Here is a 16,958-nt window from a genome sequence, read left to right as displayed (position 1 = left end):
TCGACGCGTGGGGAGCCGGGTCAGGACACGTGGACCATGGTGCTACCTGACATGCAGCCGAACTCGTCGGGGATCGCGGTGACGCTGGCCGAGCCCGGCGGGCTGTCGGCCGCCACCGTTACCGTGACCTCGTGGTATGAGTCGCCCGCGGGTGCGGTCGGCGGGGACACCGTCACCTTCGCCTCACCGCCTGCCTCGAAGGTCATGGCAGGGGTGCCAGCGCAGGCGGCCTGGAAGCTGACCACGGCCTGCTCGCCCGGGGCCAGTGAATAGTTCGGCGTACACGCGACCACCATCAGCGCCGGTGGGATCGCTGCGAGCTGGAAGGTCGCGGGTGCAGAAGCGGTGCCGCCGCCGGGCCCCACCGCCTTGGCGGCCGCGGTGTTCGGCCCGACATGATCCACCGCCGGGTGGCTACTGGGCACCAGCATCCGGTAGGGGGCGGTCTCGACGCTGCCTACCCACTCCTGATTGAGATAGAAATCGACCTGGTCGAGCTCGCCGGAGCCGGCTACCGGCTCGGCGGTGAACGTCACCGGGCAGGGGCCCGGAATGCTCTGGCCATCGGTGGGGCTGGTGAGCGTGACTTCGGCGGCAGCCTCACCACCACCACACGGCTCCCCGTTGATCAAGCACGCCACCGGGTCCTGCGGTGCGTGCAGCCAGGTGCCTACGAAACCGATGGTGATGCCGGTGTCCGGCTGCAGCACCCGGTTCCATTGCAGATCGGTGGCGGTGAGCTCTTCGCCGACCGACTCCCAGTGCGCGTTCCATCCCTGCTGGAGGGTGTGGCCCGGGGCGAGGGTGAGCCCGAGGGTCCAGCCGTCGATCGGGTCACCGCAGGTGTTGGTGATCGTGATGGTGGTGTAGACGCCGCCGGCGTCCGGCGCGTCCTGCCAGCTCACCGACTCGTACTCGACCAGCACACAGCCGGTGCCGGGCGGGCCGGTGCTGGCCGTCGCGGGCCCGGCGGGGGCGAGGCCGACCGCGGCGCCGACGAGGGCGACGGTCGCGGCGAGAGCGAGGGACCGGCGACGCTGAGCCGGTCGGCCGCCGATGGGTAATGTGATCATGAGAGGGTCTCCTTAGCCGCACAGCCTGGATCGTCCGGTGTGGCTGCCGGCTCCCACGATGGAGTTATCGTGGCAGGCTTCACTCCCGCTGACAAGGTTGCGGCGGGGTCACCGGCAGTTCCAGCGACCACTGGGCGGCCACCAGCCGGGCGTACTCGGGGCAGTCCCGGAGCAGGTCGGGATGGGTCCCGTCGCCCACCACCCGCCCCCGGTCCAGCACCACCACCCGGTCGGCGCGCAGGATGGTGGAGAGCCGGTGCGCGACCACCACCACGGTCCGATCGCTCCGGGCGGCGTCCAGGGCGTCGCGGAGTCGACGTTCACTGATCGTGTCCAACTGGGAGACCGGCTCATCCAGGACCAGCACCGGAGTCTCCCGCAGCAGTGCCCGGGCCACCGCCAACCGTTGCCGCTCACCACCGGAGAGCCGAGCGCCTCGTTCGCCGACCAGCGTGTCGGTTCCGTCCGGAAGTTCCGCTACCACCTCGGCGGCCTGGGCCGCGGCGAGGGCGGCGTGGACCGCCGCCGGATCGGCATCAGGCCGGCCCAGGGTGACGTTCCACCACACCGATTCCTGGAACAGGAAGACATCCTGGGGCACGAACGCGACCAGCTCGTGCAGCCGCTGTTGGGTCAGCTCCCGCAGGTCGTGGCCGCCGAGCGTGAGCTGACCCCGGGTGGGGTCGAAGAAACGCAGCAACAGATGCGCCAGAGTGGACTTCCCGGCGCCGGAGTGCCCGACCAACGCCACCAGCTCACCCGGCCGCAGGCTCAGATCGACCTCCCGCAACGCCCACGGACCGTCCTCGTCGTAGCGGAACCATACGTCGTGCAGTTCATAGCCGCCGGCGGCCCTGGTCGGGCTCAGGGTGCCGGTGTCCGGGGTCGCCGCTGGCTCGGCGACCAGCGAGAACACCCGCTCTGCCGAGGCGGTCGTGATGCCCCAGACCTTGGTCGCCTCGAAGAGGGTCACCACCGGCGCGGTGGCGCCCGCCGCGAGCATGGCCGCCACCGGCAACCACCGAGCCTCCAGCTGCCCGCCGCTGACCAGGAAGGCGGCGGTGATTAGCGTCGCCAACAAGGTCGCAGCCACCAACACCTGGTTGCTGGCTGACTCCAGGCCGGCGCGGACCCCCTGCCGAAGGTGCGCCGCCGCCAGCTGGGAGGTGGCCGCCCGGACCCGCTCCCGGTGCCGACCTTCCCGGTCGAGCACTACGATCTCGCGCAGGCCGCCGACCACGTCGGAGACCTGGTTTCCCACCTCGGCGACCTGGGCGCGGACCGCGGCGCCGTGCCGGAAGTTGACCCGGCGCAGCGCGAACGGGGCGCTGCACAGCAGCGCCAACGGCACCGCCGCCGCGACCGCCAGCGCCGGGTGCAGCACCGCCAGCGCGACCAGCGGCAGCGGAGTCAACACCACCGCCACCACCAGATAGATCAGGGTGTGGGCGTAGAACATCTCCAAGCCCTCACTGTCCGCCATCGCCCGGGTGACCAGGTCGCCGGAGCGGCGGCGGAGCAGCTTGCCGGGGGCGAGCCGGACGAACGCCCGGTACAACCAGCCCCGAACCTGGGCGAGCACGAAGAAGGCGAGCGCGTGCGACACGTACGCCTCCCACCAGGAGGCCAGCCCACGCAGCGCCACCAGCCCCAGGACCAGCCCGCCCAGCAGCCACAGCTGGGCCGGGTCGGCGCCGGTGACCGCCGCCGCCACCAGGTACGCGCCGAGGACGGTCGCGGCGATCTGTAGCCCCTGGTTGGCGAGGCCGCAGGCGCAGGAGAGCAGGAACGGGCGCAGCTGGGTGCGCAGCACGACGGCGAGTGCCCGCACCCCGCCGGCCGCCGGGCCGTCCGGCATGACCTCGGAACGGTGCAGACTCATCGGGCCACCTCTCCGGAGTGGGTGAGTTCGCCGTGCTGGGCGGCGGCGAGTTCGGCGAAGGCGCCCGGCCGGGCGAGCAGCTCTGCCGGCGGACCTTGCTCTACTACCCGCCCGCGCTGCAGCACCACAAGCTGATCCGCGCCCGCCACTGTCGACAGGCGGTGCGCGATCACGATCGTGGTACGGCCGACGCGGAGGCGGTCCAGCGCCTGCTGGATGAGCGCTTCGGCGGCGGCGTCGACGCTCGCGGTGGCCTCGTCGAGGATCAGGATCGGTGCGTCGGCCAGCAACGCCCGGGCGATCGCCACCCGCTGTCGCTGCCCGCCGGAGAGCCGCGCCCCGCGCTCACCCACGGTCGTCTGATAGCCGGCGGGGAGCTCGGTGATGAACTCGTGCGCGTGCGCGTCCCGGGCGGCCGACACCAGCTCATCGTCGCTGGCGGCGGGTCTGGCCAGCCGGAGATTATCAGCGATGCTGCCGTGGAAGAGGTAGACATCCTGCGACACCACCGACACCAGCCCGCGGGCGCTGGCGAGAGTCAGCTCCCGCAGGTCCACCCCGTCGACCCGGATCGCGCCGCTGGTCGGGTCGTCGAAGCGTTGCAGCAGCGAGGTGAGGGTGGTCTTGCCGGAGCCGGAGCGACCCACCAACCCGACCGTGCTGCCTGCCGCGACCGTGACCGACACCTCACGTACGGCTGGTTCGGCGGCGCCGGGATATGCGTAGCTGACCTGGTCGAACACCACCTCGGGGGCCTGGGTGACCGGCAGCGTGCGGTGGCCATCCCGGACCCGGGGTTCGGCATCGAGGATCGCGAACATCCCGGATGCCGCGGCGATGCCGTGGAACCCTTGGTGCCAGTAGTTCTGCAGCTCCAGTAGCGGCCGGAAACATTCGGCGGCCAACACCAGGACGATCAGGAGCGCCGCGAGTTCGAGGGCGCCGTAGGAGAAGCGCAGCGCGGCGACCGCGACCGCGAGCGCGGTGCCGACCCCGAACGCCACGGTGACCAGGGTGTAGACGCCCATCGAGGCCTTCAGGTTCCCGACCGCCGCGTGGCGTACCTGTTCGGCCTCGGCCCGGACCGTCTGCTCGTACCGGTCGGCGGCGTTGTGGAGCTTGAGCGTGCTCATGCCCTGCAGCGCTTCCAGCACGCGGGCGCCGAAGGCGGCGTACGCCCGCCAGAAGGCGGTGCCCCGGTCCCCGAGCAGCCGCCGCCACAGGGGGCGGGCGATCGGCACCACCGCGGCGGCGACCGCCACCGTCAACCCCACCACCGGGTCGATCCAGATCATGACGCCGACCAGGGCGGCCGGTGCGACCAGCGCCACCGCCGCCTGCGGCAGGTAGTAGCCGACGTAGGCCTGCAACGACTCCACCCCGTCGGCGAGCGTGGTCTGCACGTCACCCGCTCGGCGTTGTGCGGTCCACCCCGGCCCGAGCGCCACCACCTTGCCGTAGAGCTGGTCACGCATGCGGGTCTTTACCCTCGCGGCGGTGTAGGCGAAGGCGATGTCGCGCAGCCAGAGCAGCGCGGCCCGGGCGAGGCCGGCGGCGACTGCCCAGAGCACCGGCGCGTGGATGTCCTCGACGCCGCCGTCGGTGAGTAGCCGCCGGAGCACGTCGGCGACGGCGACGGCCTGGCCGACGGCGCACCCGATCGCAGCGAGGGAGGCGAGCACCGCGGTGCCCGCGGCCAGCGGTGCGAGCCGGACGAGCCCGAGCAGCCGCCGTTGCAGCATCACGGCGCGATCACCTCCGAGTACCCGAACCTGAAAACGATTGTCGTACTCTATAGCACCCGCGCGGTGATCATGGACCTAGGTGCCTGGTCAGCGGGTTAGCATGGACCTAGGTCCATGATCAACGCGATAGGGCGCGGCGGATCTGGGTCAGCGCCTGGGTCGGCGGCGGCGGCTCGCCGCGGCTAATCAGCTCACCATCGACCAGGATGGCCCCGGGTGCGGTGCCGGTCACCAGCGACCGCGCCAGGGTGCGCCACGATCGTCCCCGGCGGCGGGCATCCCGGACGATGGCGGGCAGGAGGAACACGGTGTTGCGAGGGTCGACGACCTCGACCGCCACCGTGGCGGGCAGTCCGGCGCGGACCGCCGAGTAGAGCGCGGCGAAGTCGAACTGCTCGGAACCCGCGGGGTGGTCGGCCGGCCGGCGCGTGGCCCGACCACCTGGCGGGGTTAGCAGGTCGGCCGGGTCCCCGGCGCAGCAGCCACCGGGGTGGCCGCCGCGCCAGGGGCGCACCAGCAGTACCCGCTGCCGTGCTCCGGTCACCTCGGGGACCGGTCAGGTGTGAGTATCGGGCGGCGGCGGGTCAGCGCGTTCGGGATCGGCGGCGTCGGGGGTGCCGGGTTCGGCTTCGGCGTGGCCTCTGGGCCGCGGCAGCGCGCCGGTCGCGCCGGCCCCGGTGGCCGGGCTCGGCTCCGGTCCGGGCTCCGGTCCGGGCTCCGCTGAGTCCGGCTCCGGTAGCGTGCCGTCGCGCCGTTGCCGATAGGTGCGGGTCAGGACGATCGCCGCCTCCACGACCAGCCACAGTGCCAGCACCAGGATGATCGCGTCCAGCGGTGCCAACACCCATTCGCCCGCCTCGACGAACTCTCGTAGTTGCAGGATCAGCGCCCAGGTGGTCATCGGCACCAGGAACGCCAACGGTAGTAAGACCGCGATCGGGTTCCGGCGGCGCCGCAGCACCCAGACCGCGATCACCGAGAGCGCCAGCCCGGCGGTGAGCTGGTTGGTAGTGCCGAACAGTCGCCACAGGACACCGAAGGTGTAGCCGGCGTCGCCGCCCCCTGGGAGCAGGGCCAGCGCCAGCGGGACCACTACCGCGATCGCTCCGGCGAGGGTCAGGTTGCGGGCGAGTCGCCGCCAACGCAAAAGTTCGGCGATCTCCTGCACGATGTAGCGTTGCAGCCGGATGCCGGTGTCCATCGTGGTGGCCGCGAAGGAGACCACCACGACCGCCGCGAAGACCGTCGCCAGCTGGAACTCGATCCCGAGGTTGCTGGCGAAGGCGGCGATCCCGTTGACGAAATTGCCGACCGCGCCACCGGAGGCGGTGGCGTGGTCGACGTAGAGGGCGTCCCATTCGGCGCGGGTGGCGGCCACTCCGGCGCTGACTGCGACGACCGCCCCGAGCGCCAGGCTGCCCTCGCCGACCGCGCCGAGGTAGCCGACGTGCCGGGCGTCGGTCTCCCGATCGAGCTGCTTCGCGGTGGTGCCGGAGGAGACCAGCGAGTGGAAGCCGGAGATGGCGCCACAGGCGACGGTGATGAACAGGAACGGGAAGATGCTCGGGGAGCCATCGGGCACCTCGTTGACCAGCGGCGCCACGATCCGATCCATCCCCACCAGCACCCCGACGAAGATCACGGCGAGGGCGATGAAGAGCTGATGGGAGTTTATGTAGTCCCGCGGCTGGAGTAGCAGCCAGACCGGCAGCCGGGAGGCGATGAACGTGTAGGTGAAGATGATGATCACCCACAGGTCGCGCGGCTGTGCCAGGCCGAGCGAGTCGGCGAGCCCAGTAAGTTCGACCGGTACGTGGTGGCCGACCCAGATCATGACGTATAGCAGGATCACCCCGATGATCGAGGGCACCAGGGCTGGGCTGCGGGTGCGGTAGATGTACTGTCCGATCGCGATCGCGATCGGGATCTGCGCGAAGATCGGGATCACCGCGCCTGGGTAGCTCACCAGGAGGTTGCCGATGACTACCGCGAAGACGGCGTTGACCAGCGTGAGCAGGAAGAAGATGATCAGCAGGAACAGGGTACGGGCCCGGCGGCTGATCACGTCCGCCGCGAGGGTTCCGATGTTGCGTGCCCGGTGCCGTACCGATACGACGAGGGAGCCGAAGTCGTGCACGCCGGCGGCGAAGATGGTGCCGAGGACGATCCAAGCCAGCGCCGGCCCCCAACCCCAGAAGACGGCGATCGCCGGGCCGACGATCGGCGCCGCGCCGGCGATCGAGGTGAAGTGATGACCAAACAGGACATGCTTGTTGGTCGGGACGAAGTCGACCCCGTCCCGGTAGCGGTGCGCCGGGGTAACGTACCCGGGGTCGAGCCCATACACCCGCTGCGCCAGATAGCGCGAGTAGTAACGGTAGCCCATCGCGAACAACGCCATGACCGCGGCGATGACGACAATAGCTGGCATGGCTGCCTCCCTGCAGTCCGTGCCTGTCGCGCGAGAGCGCGTGTTGCGGTACGGTAACTCGGTAATATAAGTGGGTCAATAGTCAAATTAATTGGATGTCACGTGGAGCTGGGTCGGGCGATCCACGCCGCCGCCGTCGCGGAGTTGGTGTGGTTGGGGGCCCCGGGGGAGGCGCCGCCGGCGATTCCGGTCACCCCGTTGCTGTTCAAAGGTGAGCCCGCAGTGGCGTTCCCGTACGCCGATCTGGCCCGGGCTCGTCGGGTGGCGGGCGCGGCGCAGGCGGCGTTGGTGCTCTCGGACGATCGGATGACCGGCAGTGGCTGGTGGCCGTTGACCGTGTGCGGTCGGCCGCGGTTGGTCGAGGATCCAGCGGGTGAGGTCTTCGCCGACGAGCTGCTCGACCAGGAGCTGCGGAAGTACCCGCCGGCCCGGGTGCTGATCGATTCGCCGTTGCTGCGGCGCGAGCACTGGTGGTATATGCCCCGGCTGATCGTGGTGCTCGGGGAACCGGTAGTCCGGTCGGTGGGGGTGCGCGCGGGCGGCGCCGGCGAAGTGTTCGCGGTTGCGGGGCCGGGCGGGCTCCGGGTCGACACGGTGCGGCGCCTCACCGACGAGGCGGGGGAACTCGACCTGCTGAGCCTCGCGGGTACGGGGGTGCCCGGCGGGCGGGGCGCTGGTGCCGGGCCGGCGGTGCTGCTGGGACACGACTTCTCGGTGCCGGATCTGGAGCGGTGGACCCCGTGGCTCACCAGCGGTTGGTGGAGCGGGGAGTTGATGCGGGTGGAGCGACGTCCGGAGCAGGTCGAGCTGGCGCCGGCGCCAGGGATCTGGGCGCGATGGCGACGGCAGCGGCGGCTCGAACGCGCCTGCCGGGCCAGCCTCCCCCCAATCGGTTGATCATGAACCTAGGGGCCCGATCGGCGGCGTTTCGTGTCCCTAACCTCATGATCGGCAGGGGGAGGGCGGCGGGCAGATAGGGTGGCGCGGTGACTGTGAGCGACCCGGCGGAGCCGCCTACCTCGGTCCGGACCGACCGCACCGGCCGGGTCTCGCCGACCGGGCCGAGGCGACGCCGCTTCGGCGACCGGGTTGGCTCGATGGAGATCCTGGTCGGGCTGTTGATCCTGCTCGTGATCTTCCGGGCCCCGATCGCGGACGCGGTCGACCATCCGATGGTGCAGACCTGGACGACCGTCTTCGTGGCGATCATGGTTCAGGCGCTGCCGTTCCTGGTCGGAGGGGTCGCGGTCGCGGCCGCGATCGCGGTCTACGTTCCCCGGTCGTTCTGGCAGAAGGCCCTGCCCAACCACCCGGCGTTGGCGGTGCCGGTGGCGAGCTGTTCCGGCGCGATGATGCCCGGCTGCGAGTGTGGGTCGGTGCCGATCGCCGGGTCGCTGGTCCGGCGGGGAGTCAGCCAGGCGGCGGCGCTCGCGTTCCTGCTCGCCGCGCCAGCGGTCAATCCGATCGTGCTGGTCTCCACGGCGGTGGCGTTCCCGAACAACCCGGAGATGGTGCTGGCCCGCGGGCTGGCGAGTATGGCCGTGGCGTTGATCGTCGGCTGGTTGTGGATCCGGTTGGGCAAGGTCGATCTGCTGCGGTTGCCGCCCCGCCCGGAGCTGGACGACGCTTCCAAGCACCGGGCATTCTGGCAGGCGCTCCGCCATGATGTGGTGCTGGCCGGCGGGTTCCTGGTGATCGGGGCCGCAGCGGCCGCCACCATCAACGTCGTCGTGCCGGATCAGTGGGTGCAGGCGGTGGCGGAGAATCCGTGGTTGGCGGTGCTGGTGCTAGCGGCGCTCGCGATCCTGCTGTCGATCTGCTCCGAGGCGGATGCCTTCGTGGCCGCCTCGTTGACCCAGTTTTCGTTGACCGCCCGGCTGGTCTTCCTGGTGGTGGGCCCGGTGGTGGATCTGAAGCTGATCGCGATGCAGGCCGGCGTCTTCGGTCGCCGGTTCGCCGCGACCTTCGCCCCGCTTACCCTGGTGGTGGCGGTTGCGATGGCGTTGTTCTTCGGCTGGCTGCTGCTGTGAATCGGAGGGTGCGGTGAATCGGCTGGCGCAGGGCGTGGTGATGTTGCTGTTCGGCGGTGCGGTGTTGCGCGCCAGCCTTACCGACATGTATTTGCGCTATGTCAAGGACACATTGCAGCCGTTCCTGATCGTGGCTAGCGGGTTGCTGATCGTGGCCGGCGGGATGACTTTGTGGTATGAGCTCCGCCGCGACCGCCGGGAGCCCCCACCGGACGATGGCCATGGCCACGGCCACCGGGAGCCGCGGGTCGCTTGGCTGCTGGTGGCGCCGGTGCTGGGGCTGCTGCTGGTCTCGCCGCCGGCGTTGGGCTCCTACTCGGCCGGCACCACCGGCACCGCGCTCTCGATCGATCAGCGGCCGGCAGACTTTCCCCCGTTGCCGGAGGTGAGCCTGGTGGAGCTGCCGGTGTTGGACTACGCCTCGCGGGCGGTCTGGGACGAGGGCCGGTCGTTGGCCGACCGTCGGATTCAGCTCACCGGTTTCCTCACCAGTGACCGGCGGGGCGGGGCGGACGAGGGGGAGCAGGAGCAGTTCTTGGCTCGGCTGGTGCTCTCGTGTTGCGCCGCGGACGCTCGGCCGATCAAGGTCGGGATGGTGGGGGCGGAGGCTCCGGTGGGGTTGGCCGACGATACCTGGGTGGCGGTGATCGGGACGTACGTCGAGCAGACCACGGTGGATCCGATCAACGAGGCGACCATTCCCTACATTGAGGTGGAGACGTGGGAAGTGGTGCCGCCGCCGGACCGGCCATATGAGTGACCGGGGTGACCCTCGGTTGTCGAGTGAGGTCAGAGCGCATTGGCATAGAGCTTTACAGATAAATACCGGGGAAAATCTTTCATAGTGGTCTAGACATATGTCGCGCGGATGGCTTAGCGTCCCGCGTGTGAGGTCTAGCCCACCCCGTTAGCCCCCCACCCCCCGGGAGCCCCTGTGCCCAGCCCCCTCCGCGCCTCGCGCGCCCCCGCCCTCACTGGACGGATCATCGCGGTCGCCGCATTGCTGCTGGTCAGCGGCGCGGTCAGCGTCAGCTCCGCCGGTGCCGTCACCACCGACCCGGCCGATGTGGCCGACCCGGCCGCAGCCGACGCTGGTAGCTCCCAGTGTGCCACCGATCCGGCGCTGCCGAAACGGCAACTGCGCGCGATGTGGATCGCGAGCGTGGCTAATCTCGACTGGCCGAGTAGCTCCGGGCTCAGCGCCGCGCAACAACAGGCGGAGTACCGGGCGCAGCTCGATCTCGCCGAGGAACACCAGCTCAACACGGTCATCGTCCAGGTTCGCCCGACCGCCGACGCGTTCTGGCCCTCGCCGTACGAGCCGTGGTCGCACTGGTTGACCGGGAGTCAGGGCAGCGACCCCGGGTACGACCCGCTGGAGTTCATGATCGACGAGACGCACGCTCGTGGCCTGGAGTTTCACGCTTGGTTCAACCCGTACCGGGTGGCGACCCATGACGACCTGAGTCAGCTCCACCCGGAGCACCCGGCCCGGCAGCACGACGACTGGGTTTTCTCGTACGGGGGCCAGCTGTATTACGACCCCGGCGTGCCGGCCGTGCGTGAGCACGTCACAGCCGCCATGATGCATGCTGTGAGTAATTATGATCTCGACGGAGTGCATTGGGATGACTACTTCTACCCGTACCCGTCGGGCAGCACGCCGATCCCTGATCAGGACACCTTCGCCGAGTACGGCGGCGACTTCACCGACATCGACGACTGGCGTCGCGACAATGTGGACCAATTGGTCGCGGAGATGGGCGCCCAGATCAGCGCGGAGAAGTCGCACGTCAAGTTCGGGGTGAGCCCATTCGGGATCTGGCGTAACCAGTCCACCGACCCGCTCGGCTCGGCCACCAACGGACTCCAGTCGTACGACGCCATCTACGCCGACACCCGCCGCTGGGTCGTCGAAGAGTGGGTCGACTACGTCGTACCCCAGATCTACTGGCCGATCGGGTTCGCCGCGGCGGACTACTCGGTGCTCGTACCCTGGTGGTCCGACGTGGTCGCCGGCACCCAGGTGCAGCTGTTCATCGGCCAGGCGACCTACCGGGCCGGTGCCGCTGGCGAGGACCCGGCCTGGCAACAGCCGTCGGTCCTGTCGGATCTGCTGGCGTTCAACCGGGACCACCCCGAGGTGCTGGGTGACGTCCACTTCAGCGCCAAGGACGTGCAGGCGGATCGGATCGGCGCGATGAGTCAGCTCGTCGCCGACCACTATGCCCGGCCCGCCCTGGTCCCGGTCGCACCCCACCTCGGCGGCGCCGCGCCGGCTGCGCCGAGCGGCCTGACCGCCACCACCGCCGGCGGCGACATCGAGGTGAGTTGGCAGGCGGTCAGCGGGGCCAGCTCGTACGCCGTCTATCGGCTCGACGGCGCGGCCAGCGGAGTGGATCCGTGCGACTTCGCCGACGCCCGGCATCTGCTCGGCACCACCACCGACACCTCGTTCGCCGACGCCACCGCCGCCGGCGCCACGTACACCTACCACGTCGCCGCCCTGGATCGGCTGCATCACGAGAGCGACCCCAGCGCGGGTGTGGTGGTCGACGGCGAGAACGGCGGCGGTGACTTCCAAACCATTATAGACAGTACGAGCGACCGGTTCCACGCCAGCAGCGACTGGGGGTCCTCCTCCTACTCACCTCAGGCATATGGGGACACATACCGGTTTGCCGAGCCGGTAGCCGCCAGCGATCCGGCCTGGTACCAGATCGACGTGCCCGGCACCGGCGACTACCGCGTCGAGGTCTGGTATCCAGCCGACCCTGGCTACCACGGTGCCACCCCTTACCTGGTTAGCACCGTCGATGGGCTCCAGACCGTACCGGTCGACCAGCGGATCGACGGCGGCCAGTGGGTAGAGCTCGGCACCTTCACCCTCGCCGAGGGCGACTACGACGTGATCGGCGTCAGTCGGTGGGCCAACGGCTCCGGCTACGTCATCGCCGATGCGGTTCGCATCACCCAGGTCTAGCCGGCGGCCACACCGACCGGCCTGACCACACCCCCCCCACCCCCCTTATCGGCTTCATGCTCGAGAGGAGACCCCCACGATGCACGCACCCGATGATTATTGCGACGGTGCCCCACCCGGGGTAGGACGCCGGTCGCTATTGCGCGGCGCGGTGTTACTCGGCGTCGGCGCAGCCGCCGGCGCCACCGCCCTGACCACTGCGGCTCCGGCGCTGGCGCAGGTCAGCGCGCCGACCATCCACAACCGGGCGGCGTGGAACGCCCGGCCGCCCAGCTCGGCGGTGACTATCCGGAACCACCGCCCGAACAAGATCGTCATTCACCACACCGCTACCGCGAACCAGGCCGACACCTCACTCGCGCGCGCCTTCTCGCTCTCCCGTGGCATCCAGAACCATCACATGGACACCAACGGTTGGATCGACGCGGGTCAGCAGTTCACGATCAGCCGTGGTGGCCACATCATGGAGGCTCGGCATCAGAGCCTGCCGACGCTGCAGGGCGGCACCAGCTTCCCGCACGGTGCGCACGCCGGGGTCCAGAACAGCGAGTCGATCGGCATCGAGAACGAGGGCACCTACACTTCGGTCGCCCCGCCAGCGGCGCTCTACGACGCGTTGGTGCATTTCTGTGCCTACACCTGCCAGCAGTATCAGATCCCGCCGAGTCAGATCTTCGGGCACCGGGACTTCAGCGCGACCGCCTGCCCAGGCAACGTGTTCTACGGCATGCTCTCGCAGCTGCGTAACGATGTCGCCGACGCGATCGACGGCGGCGGCAACGGCGGCGGTGGGGACTTCGAGGCGATCGTCGACTCCACCTCCGGCAACTTCACTGCCAGCGGAAACTGGGGGACCTCGTCCTGGTCGAGCCAGGCCTACGCAACGCCGTACCACTTTGCGGAGCCGGTGCTCAGCAGCGACGCGGCGTGGTTCCGGGCGAACATTCCGAGCGCCGGCACGTACCAGGTGGACGCCTGGTGGCCGGCGGATCCCGGTTACAACAACAACACGCCGTTCGTGGTGGCGGCGAGCGGCGGTAGCGAGACGGTGCATGTGAACCAGCGCACCAACGGCGGCCGTTGGGTGAGTCTCGGTTCCTTCTCGCTGTCGGCCGGCACCTACAACGTGGTCGGGGTGAGCCGGTGGACCACCGGCAGCGGGTACGTCCTCGCCGACGCGGTGCGGATCCGCAACTGATCGCGCCAGCTACAGCTGGCTGGGTGCGCCGGCGATGGCCTCGGCCATCGCCGGCGCGTCCGGTCACCGCGTGCTAGTTTCCGGTAGAGGGGGTGGCCCGGATGAGCTTCACGCGGATGGTCGAAGACTTCGTCTGTGAGCACTGTGCCACCCGGAATGTCGGAAACGGCTACACCAACCACTGCGCTCACTGCCTGCACTCCAAGCACGTAGATGTAGATCCGGGTGACCGCGCCGCCGACTGTCAGGGGCTGATGGTGCCGGTCGGGGTCGATACGGCCGGTGGCGGCACCTCGCTGCTGCACCGCTGCGACCGGTGCGGGGCAGAGCGCCGCTGCAAGACCGCGCCGGAGGACGACCAGGACGCCATCGTCGCGGTCGCAACCCAACCGCCGCCGCCGATACCGCGACAGCGTCCCCGCCGACGCAGGCATCCGTAACACCCCCCCGCGACGTACGCATACGTAGTGGGCCCGGCGCCGCCCGGGTACGTCGGGTGGCCGGTGAAGATACGCCGCCGGTACCGATGCCGTGCCAACCGGGCCGGCGAAGCATTGACCCCGTGAGCTGGCACCAGCTTCGAGGAGGGGCAATGTTCACCCACCCAGAGATGATCTTCATGATGGCGACTGAGGCACGGCACGGGATCGTCCACGAGGTCGAGGATCACCGGGCGCGACGGCGGCACCGGCGGGCCGGGCTGGGGACCCGGCTGCGGGCCCGGCTGCGGGCCGGTGGCCGGCGTGCGACGGCCCAGTCGGGGTCCGGGAGTAGCCTGGCCGCGTGCGTACCAGCCGGGCCGAGAGCCCGCTCATGATCGGACGCGACCAAGAGCTGCGCCGGCTGCGGGAGTTGGCCGCCGTCGGCGCGTCCCGGGTCGCGCTGCTCGCTGGCGAGCCCGGCATCGGCAAGACCCGGTTGGTGCAGGAGCTGCTGGGCGGGCTGCCGGCCGCCACGCAGGTGCTGCTCGGGCACGCCGAGCCGGAGTCGCTGGCCCGACCCTACGAGGTGTTGCTGGACGCCTTGGGGGCCGGGCCCGGCGCGTTTCCGGCAGACGACCCGGAGCTGTTGGTGGTGACCGACCAGGCCGCGGCGCCGGTGGAGCGGCTGCATGCCGGGCTGGCGGTGGTGGAGCGGCTACTCGGGGACGTTCCGGCGGTGATCGTCTTCGAGGATCTGCACTGGATCGACTCGGAGAGCGCCGCGCTCTTCGAGCGGCTCGCTGACCGGGACGCGCCACAGTTGCTGGTCGGCACCTACCGGCCGGATGAGATCACAAATCGGCACCCGCTCGCCGGGTTGCTGGCCCGGCTGGAGCGTCGGCATGCGGTGACCCATCTTCGGTTGTCCGGGTTGCACCAGGCCGACACCGCCGCGCTGCTGGCCAGCGTCGCCGGCCGGCCGGTGCCACACCGCAGCGCGGCGGTCCTCTATGACCGCACCGGCGGCAACCCGTTCTTTCTGGAGGAGTTGCTGCGGGGGTGCGAGGGCGGCGATCCGGCACGGCTGGGCGAGCAGCCGTTGCCGTGGAGCCTCGCCGAGGTGTTGCGCCGGCAGGTGGACGAGCTGCCACCGGTGGGCCGTCGGGTCGCCGAGGCGGCTGCTGTGCTCGGTCACCGGGTTCCGTTCGACCTGTTCACCGCGGTCACCGGTACCGATGAATCCGCGCTGGTGGAGGCGCTGCGCGAGCTGGTCGAGCGAGGCTTGCTGGTGGAGAGCGGCCCCGACGAGTTCGCTTTCCGGCATGCGCTGGTCAGGGAGGCGTTGACCAGCCGGATGCTCGGCCGGGAGCGGCGGCGGTTGCACGAGACCGCGCTGGAGGCGTTGCTGGCTAGCGGCGACCCGGACCCGGCGCTGGTGGCGCACCATGCCCACGGCGCCGGCCGCTACCAGGAGCTGGTCGACGCGGCCCGCCGGGGCGCCCCGCGCTATCTGGAGATGGGGTCGGCCTACCAGGCGCTGCAGCTGGCGGAGCTGGGGCTGGCCGAGGCCGGCGATGATCTGGCACTGCTGGCGGCGGCGACCCGCTCGGCCTGGTTGGCCGGCCTGGGTGAGGAGGCCGTCGAGTATGCCCGGCAGTGGCGCCGGCTGGCGACCGCGCCGGCGGAGCGGGTGGACGCACTTACGGTGGCTCTCCGGCTGGCGTGGGAGGCCGACGAGGTCGCGGAGATGGTCGAGCTCACCGAGCAGCTCGCCCAGTTGTTGCCGGACCTTCCGGCGGGGCCGGAGCGAGCCCGCGCCCTGACCGCGTTGGCGGAGTCGTCGATGTTGCGCGGCTCGACCGAGGCCGCGGTGGCGTGGGCGGACGCGGCGCTGGAGTTGGCGGCGTCCTTCGAGTTGCCGAGGGTCCGGTTGGCGGCCTCGGTCGAGAAGGGCTGTGCGCTGATGATGCAGCCGCATACGCGGCGCCGTTCGCGCGAGCTGTTGACCGCCGTTGCCGCGGAGTCCGAGCACCGCCGGGAGTGGACGCTGGCGGCCCGGGCCTGTTATGCGCTGCTGCAACTGGGGCCGGACCCGGCGGCCGGCGACGAACAGGCGGCCCTGACCGGGCAGGCCGGGATCCTGGCCCGGATGGGGGTGGCCGCCGAGCGCGCCAACTTTGAATCGCTTCTGGACACCGCTTTCTTTCAGGCTAGGGCGCAGGTGGCGATCCGGGAGGGAGATCTGCCGGCAGCGATCGCGGCGTTGCAGGAAGGGCGGTCGCGCGACCGTGGCTACCAGGTACGGGGGCGGCGGGCGCACGATTATGCGGTGTTTCTGGCCGGCCTCTATCTGGAGGCGGGTGAGCTGGACCGGGTGGCGGAGCTGGCCGCGCCGTTGGCGACCAGTGCGGCCCGGGACCGGCCCGCGTTGCCGGGTATCGACTTCCATCTCGCCTGTCGCCGCGGCGACCTGGCGGCGGCGGAGCGCTACCTGGACGAGCTATTGGCGTTGCGGGGGCGCGGCGTCACGTTCTGGGGGCAGCTGGCGCACGATCTGGTCTCCGCCGGGTTGGCGGTGGGAGTGGCGCTGCCGCGGCTGCGTCAGCTGGTCGGCGGCGGTGATAGCCAGGAGGATCAGCGTCGGTTGATGACCCTGGTCGAGGCTCAGCTTGCGGAGGCGGCGGGGGAACCGGCGACGGCGCTGGCCGGGTTCCGGGCGGTAGCCGAGTTGCCGACGGGGCCGCCGCCGGTGCGTGGTGTGGCGCACACCGGCGCCGCCCGCTGCCTGCTCGTGCTGGGCGAGAAGGAGGCCGCGCTCGGGCACGCCGAGGCGGCGACCACCGCGTTGGCCCGGTGGGGTGGTTGGCGGGTGGCCCAGTTGGCGCAGCTCCGGGCGCAGTTGGGGATGATGCCGTCGGCGGGGCCGGCGGCGCCGACCGGCCCGGCCGCGTTGACCGCCCGGGAGCGGGAGGTGGCGGTGCTGGTCGCGGACGGGCTGACCAACGCCGAGCTGGCACGCCGGCTCTACATCTCGCCGCGCACCGCCGCGGTGCACGTCTCGCACATCCTGCGCAAGCTTGAGGTGGGGTCGCGTACCGAGGTCGCGGCGGTGTTGCGGCCAGGCTGAGGGGCTGACCGATCGCCCGCAAGTGTGCTGCATGCTGGCTTACTCGCTAGTAACCTGGGTGGGAGAG

13 protein-coding genes are annotated in these 16,958 nt (G+C 70.6%); 8 read left to right on the top strand and 5 right to left on the bottom strand.

Annotation, left to right across the window (positions count from 1 at the left end; translation table 11 throughout):
• Positions 1–20 precede the first annotated feature (20 nt).
• From JQS43_RS16430 to JQS43_RS16410, 5 genes are all read right to left on the bottom strand, one after another.
• Complete coding sequence (locus JQS43_RS16430; RefSeq protein WP_239675275.1) at positions 21–1,073, bottom strand: cellulose binding domain-containing protein; 1,053 nt, start codon at positions 1,071–1,073, stop codon at positions 21–23.
• Positions 1,074–1,152: 79 nt separating this feature from the next.
• Positions 1,153–2,955: an ABC transporter ATP-binding protein gene (locus JQS43_RS16425; protein WP_239675274.1), complete on the bottom strand. Its 1,803-nt coding sequence runs from the start codon at positions 2,953–2,955 to the stop codon at positions 1,153–1,155.
• Positions 2,952–4,697, bottom strand: coding sequence for an ABC transporter ATP-binding protein (locus JQS43_RS16420; RefSeq protein WP_239679464.1), 1,746 nt, complete (start codon positions 4,695–4,697; stop codon positions 2,952–2,954). The genes JQS43_RS16425 and JQS43_RS16420 overlap by 4 nt, the downstream gene beginning before the upstream one ends.
• A 121-nt stretch (positions 4,698–4,818) precedes the next feature.
• Positions 4,819–5,244: a hypothetical protein gene (locus JQS43_RS16415; protein ID WP_239675273.1), complete on the bottom strand. Its 426-nt coding sequence runs from the start codon at positions 5,242–5,244 to the stop codon at positions 4,819–4,821.
• Between the two features lie 12 nt (positions 5,245–5,256).
• Positions 5,257–7,131, bottom strand: coding sequence for a carbon starvation CstA family protein (locus JQS43_RS16410; RefSeq protein ID WP_239675272.1), 1,875 nt, complete (start codon positions 7,129–7,131; stop codon positions 5,257–5,259).
• 102 nt (positions 7,132–7,233) lie between these two features.
• On the opposite strand from JQS43_RS16410, the gene JQS43_RS16405 reads away from it, so the two are divergent.
• From JQS43_RS16405 to JQS43_RS16370, 8 genes are all read left to right on the top strand, one after another.
• Entirely contained in the window at positions 7,234–8,028 is a 795-nt protein-coding gene (locus JQS43_RS16405) for a pyridoxamine 5'-phosphate oxidase family protein (RefSeq protein WP_239675271.1), read from the top strand.
• Positions 8,029–8,228: 200 nt separating this feature from the next.
• A complete protein-coding gene (locus JQS43_RS16400; RefSeq protein WP_239679463.1) occupies positions 8,229–9,161 on the top strand; it encodes a permease in 933 nt (310 codons plus the stop codon).
• 13 nt (positions 9,162–9,174) lie between these two features.
• Positions 9,175–9,921 (top strand): TIGR03943 family putative permease subunit, encoded by a 747-nt coding sequence (locus tag JQS43_RS16395; protein WP_239675270.1) that lies wholly within the window; start codon positions 9,175–9,177, stop codon positions 9,919–9,921.
• A 174-nt stretch (positions 9,922–10,095) separates the two neighbouring features.
• Positions 10,096–12,144 (top strand): family 10 glycosylhydrolase, encoded by a 2,049-nt coding sequence (locus JQS43_RS16390; RefSeq protein WP_239675269.1) that lies wholly within the window; start codon positions 10,096–10,098, stop codon positions 12,142–12,144.
• Between the two features lie 79 nt (positions 12,145–12,223).
• Positions 12,224–13,342, top strand: coding sequence for a golvesin C-terminal-like domain-containing protein (locus tag JQS43_RS16385; RefSeq protein WP_239675268.1), 1,119 nt, complete (start codon positions 12,224–12,226; stop codon positions 13,340–13,342).
• Positions 13,343–13,443: 101 nt separating this feature from the next.
• Positions 13,444–13,782, top strand: coding sequence for an RNHCP domain-containing protein (locus tag JQS43_RS16380; protein ID WP_239675267.1), 339 nt, complete (start codon positions 13,444–13,446; stop codon positions 13,780–13,782).
• A gap of 152 nt (positions 13,783–13,934) precedes the next feature.
• Positions 13,935–14,159 (top strand): hypothetical protein, encoded by a 225-nt coding sequence (locus JQS43_RS16375; protein ID WP_239675266.1) that lies wholly within the window; start codon positions 13,935–13,937, stop codon positions 14,157–14,159.
• A complete protein-coding gene (locus tag JQS43_RS16370; protein ID WP_239675265.1) occupies positions 14,126–16,891 on the top strand; it encodes an ATP-binding protein in 2,766 nt (921 codons plus the stop codon). The genes JQS43_RS16375 and JQS43_RS16370 overlap by 34 nt, the downstream gene beginning before the upstream one ends.
• The last annotated feature ends 67 nt before the right edge of the window (positions 16,892–16,958 follow it).

Origin of the sequence: Natronosporangium hydrolyticum (assembly GCF_016925615.1) — a bacterium.
Lineage (GTDB): Bacteria > Actinomycetota > Actinomycetes > Mycobacteriales > Micromonosporaceae > Natronosporangium > Natronosporangium hydrolyticum.
This window is presented reverse-complemented; position numbering and strand designations above follow the sequence as displayed.

Excerpts from the sequence above, each read along its gene's own strand:
- JQS43_RS16385 (WP_239675268.1), top strand. The coding sequence starts at position 12,224 with ATGCACGCACCCGATGATTATTGCGACGGTGCCCCACCCGGGGTAGGA.
- JQS43_RS16410 (WP_239675272.1), bottom strand. The coding sequence starts at position 7,131 with ATGCCAGCTATTGTCGTCATCGCCGCGGTCATGGCGTTGTTCGCGATG.
- JQS43_RS16375 (WP_239675266.1), top strand. The coding sequence starts at position 13,935 with ATGTTCACCCACCCAGAGATGATCTTCATGATGGCGACTGAGGCACGG.
- JQS43_RS16430 (WP_239675275.1), bottom strand. The coding sequence starts at position 1,073 with ATGATCACATTACCCATCGGCGGCCGACCGGCTCAGCGTCGCCGGTCC.
- JQS43_RS16380 (WP_239675267.1), top strand. The coding sequence starts at position 13,444 with ATGAGCTTCACGCGGATGGTCGAAGACTTCGTCTGTGAGCACTGTGCC.
- JQS43_RS16400 (WP_239679463.1), top strand. The coding sequence starts at position 8,229 with ATGGAGATCCTGGTCGGGCTGTTGATCCTGCTCGTGATCTTCCGGGCC.
- JQS43_RS16420 (WP_239679464.1), bottom strand. The coding sequence starts at position 4,697 with ATGCTGCAACGGCGGCTGCTCGGGCTCGTCCGGCTCGCACCGCTGGCC.
- JQS43_RS16425 (WP_239675274.1), bottom strand. The coding sequence starts at position 2,955 with ATGAGTCTGCACCGTTCCGAGGTCATGCCGGACGGCCCGGCGGCCGGC.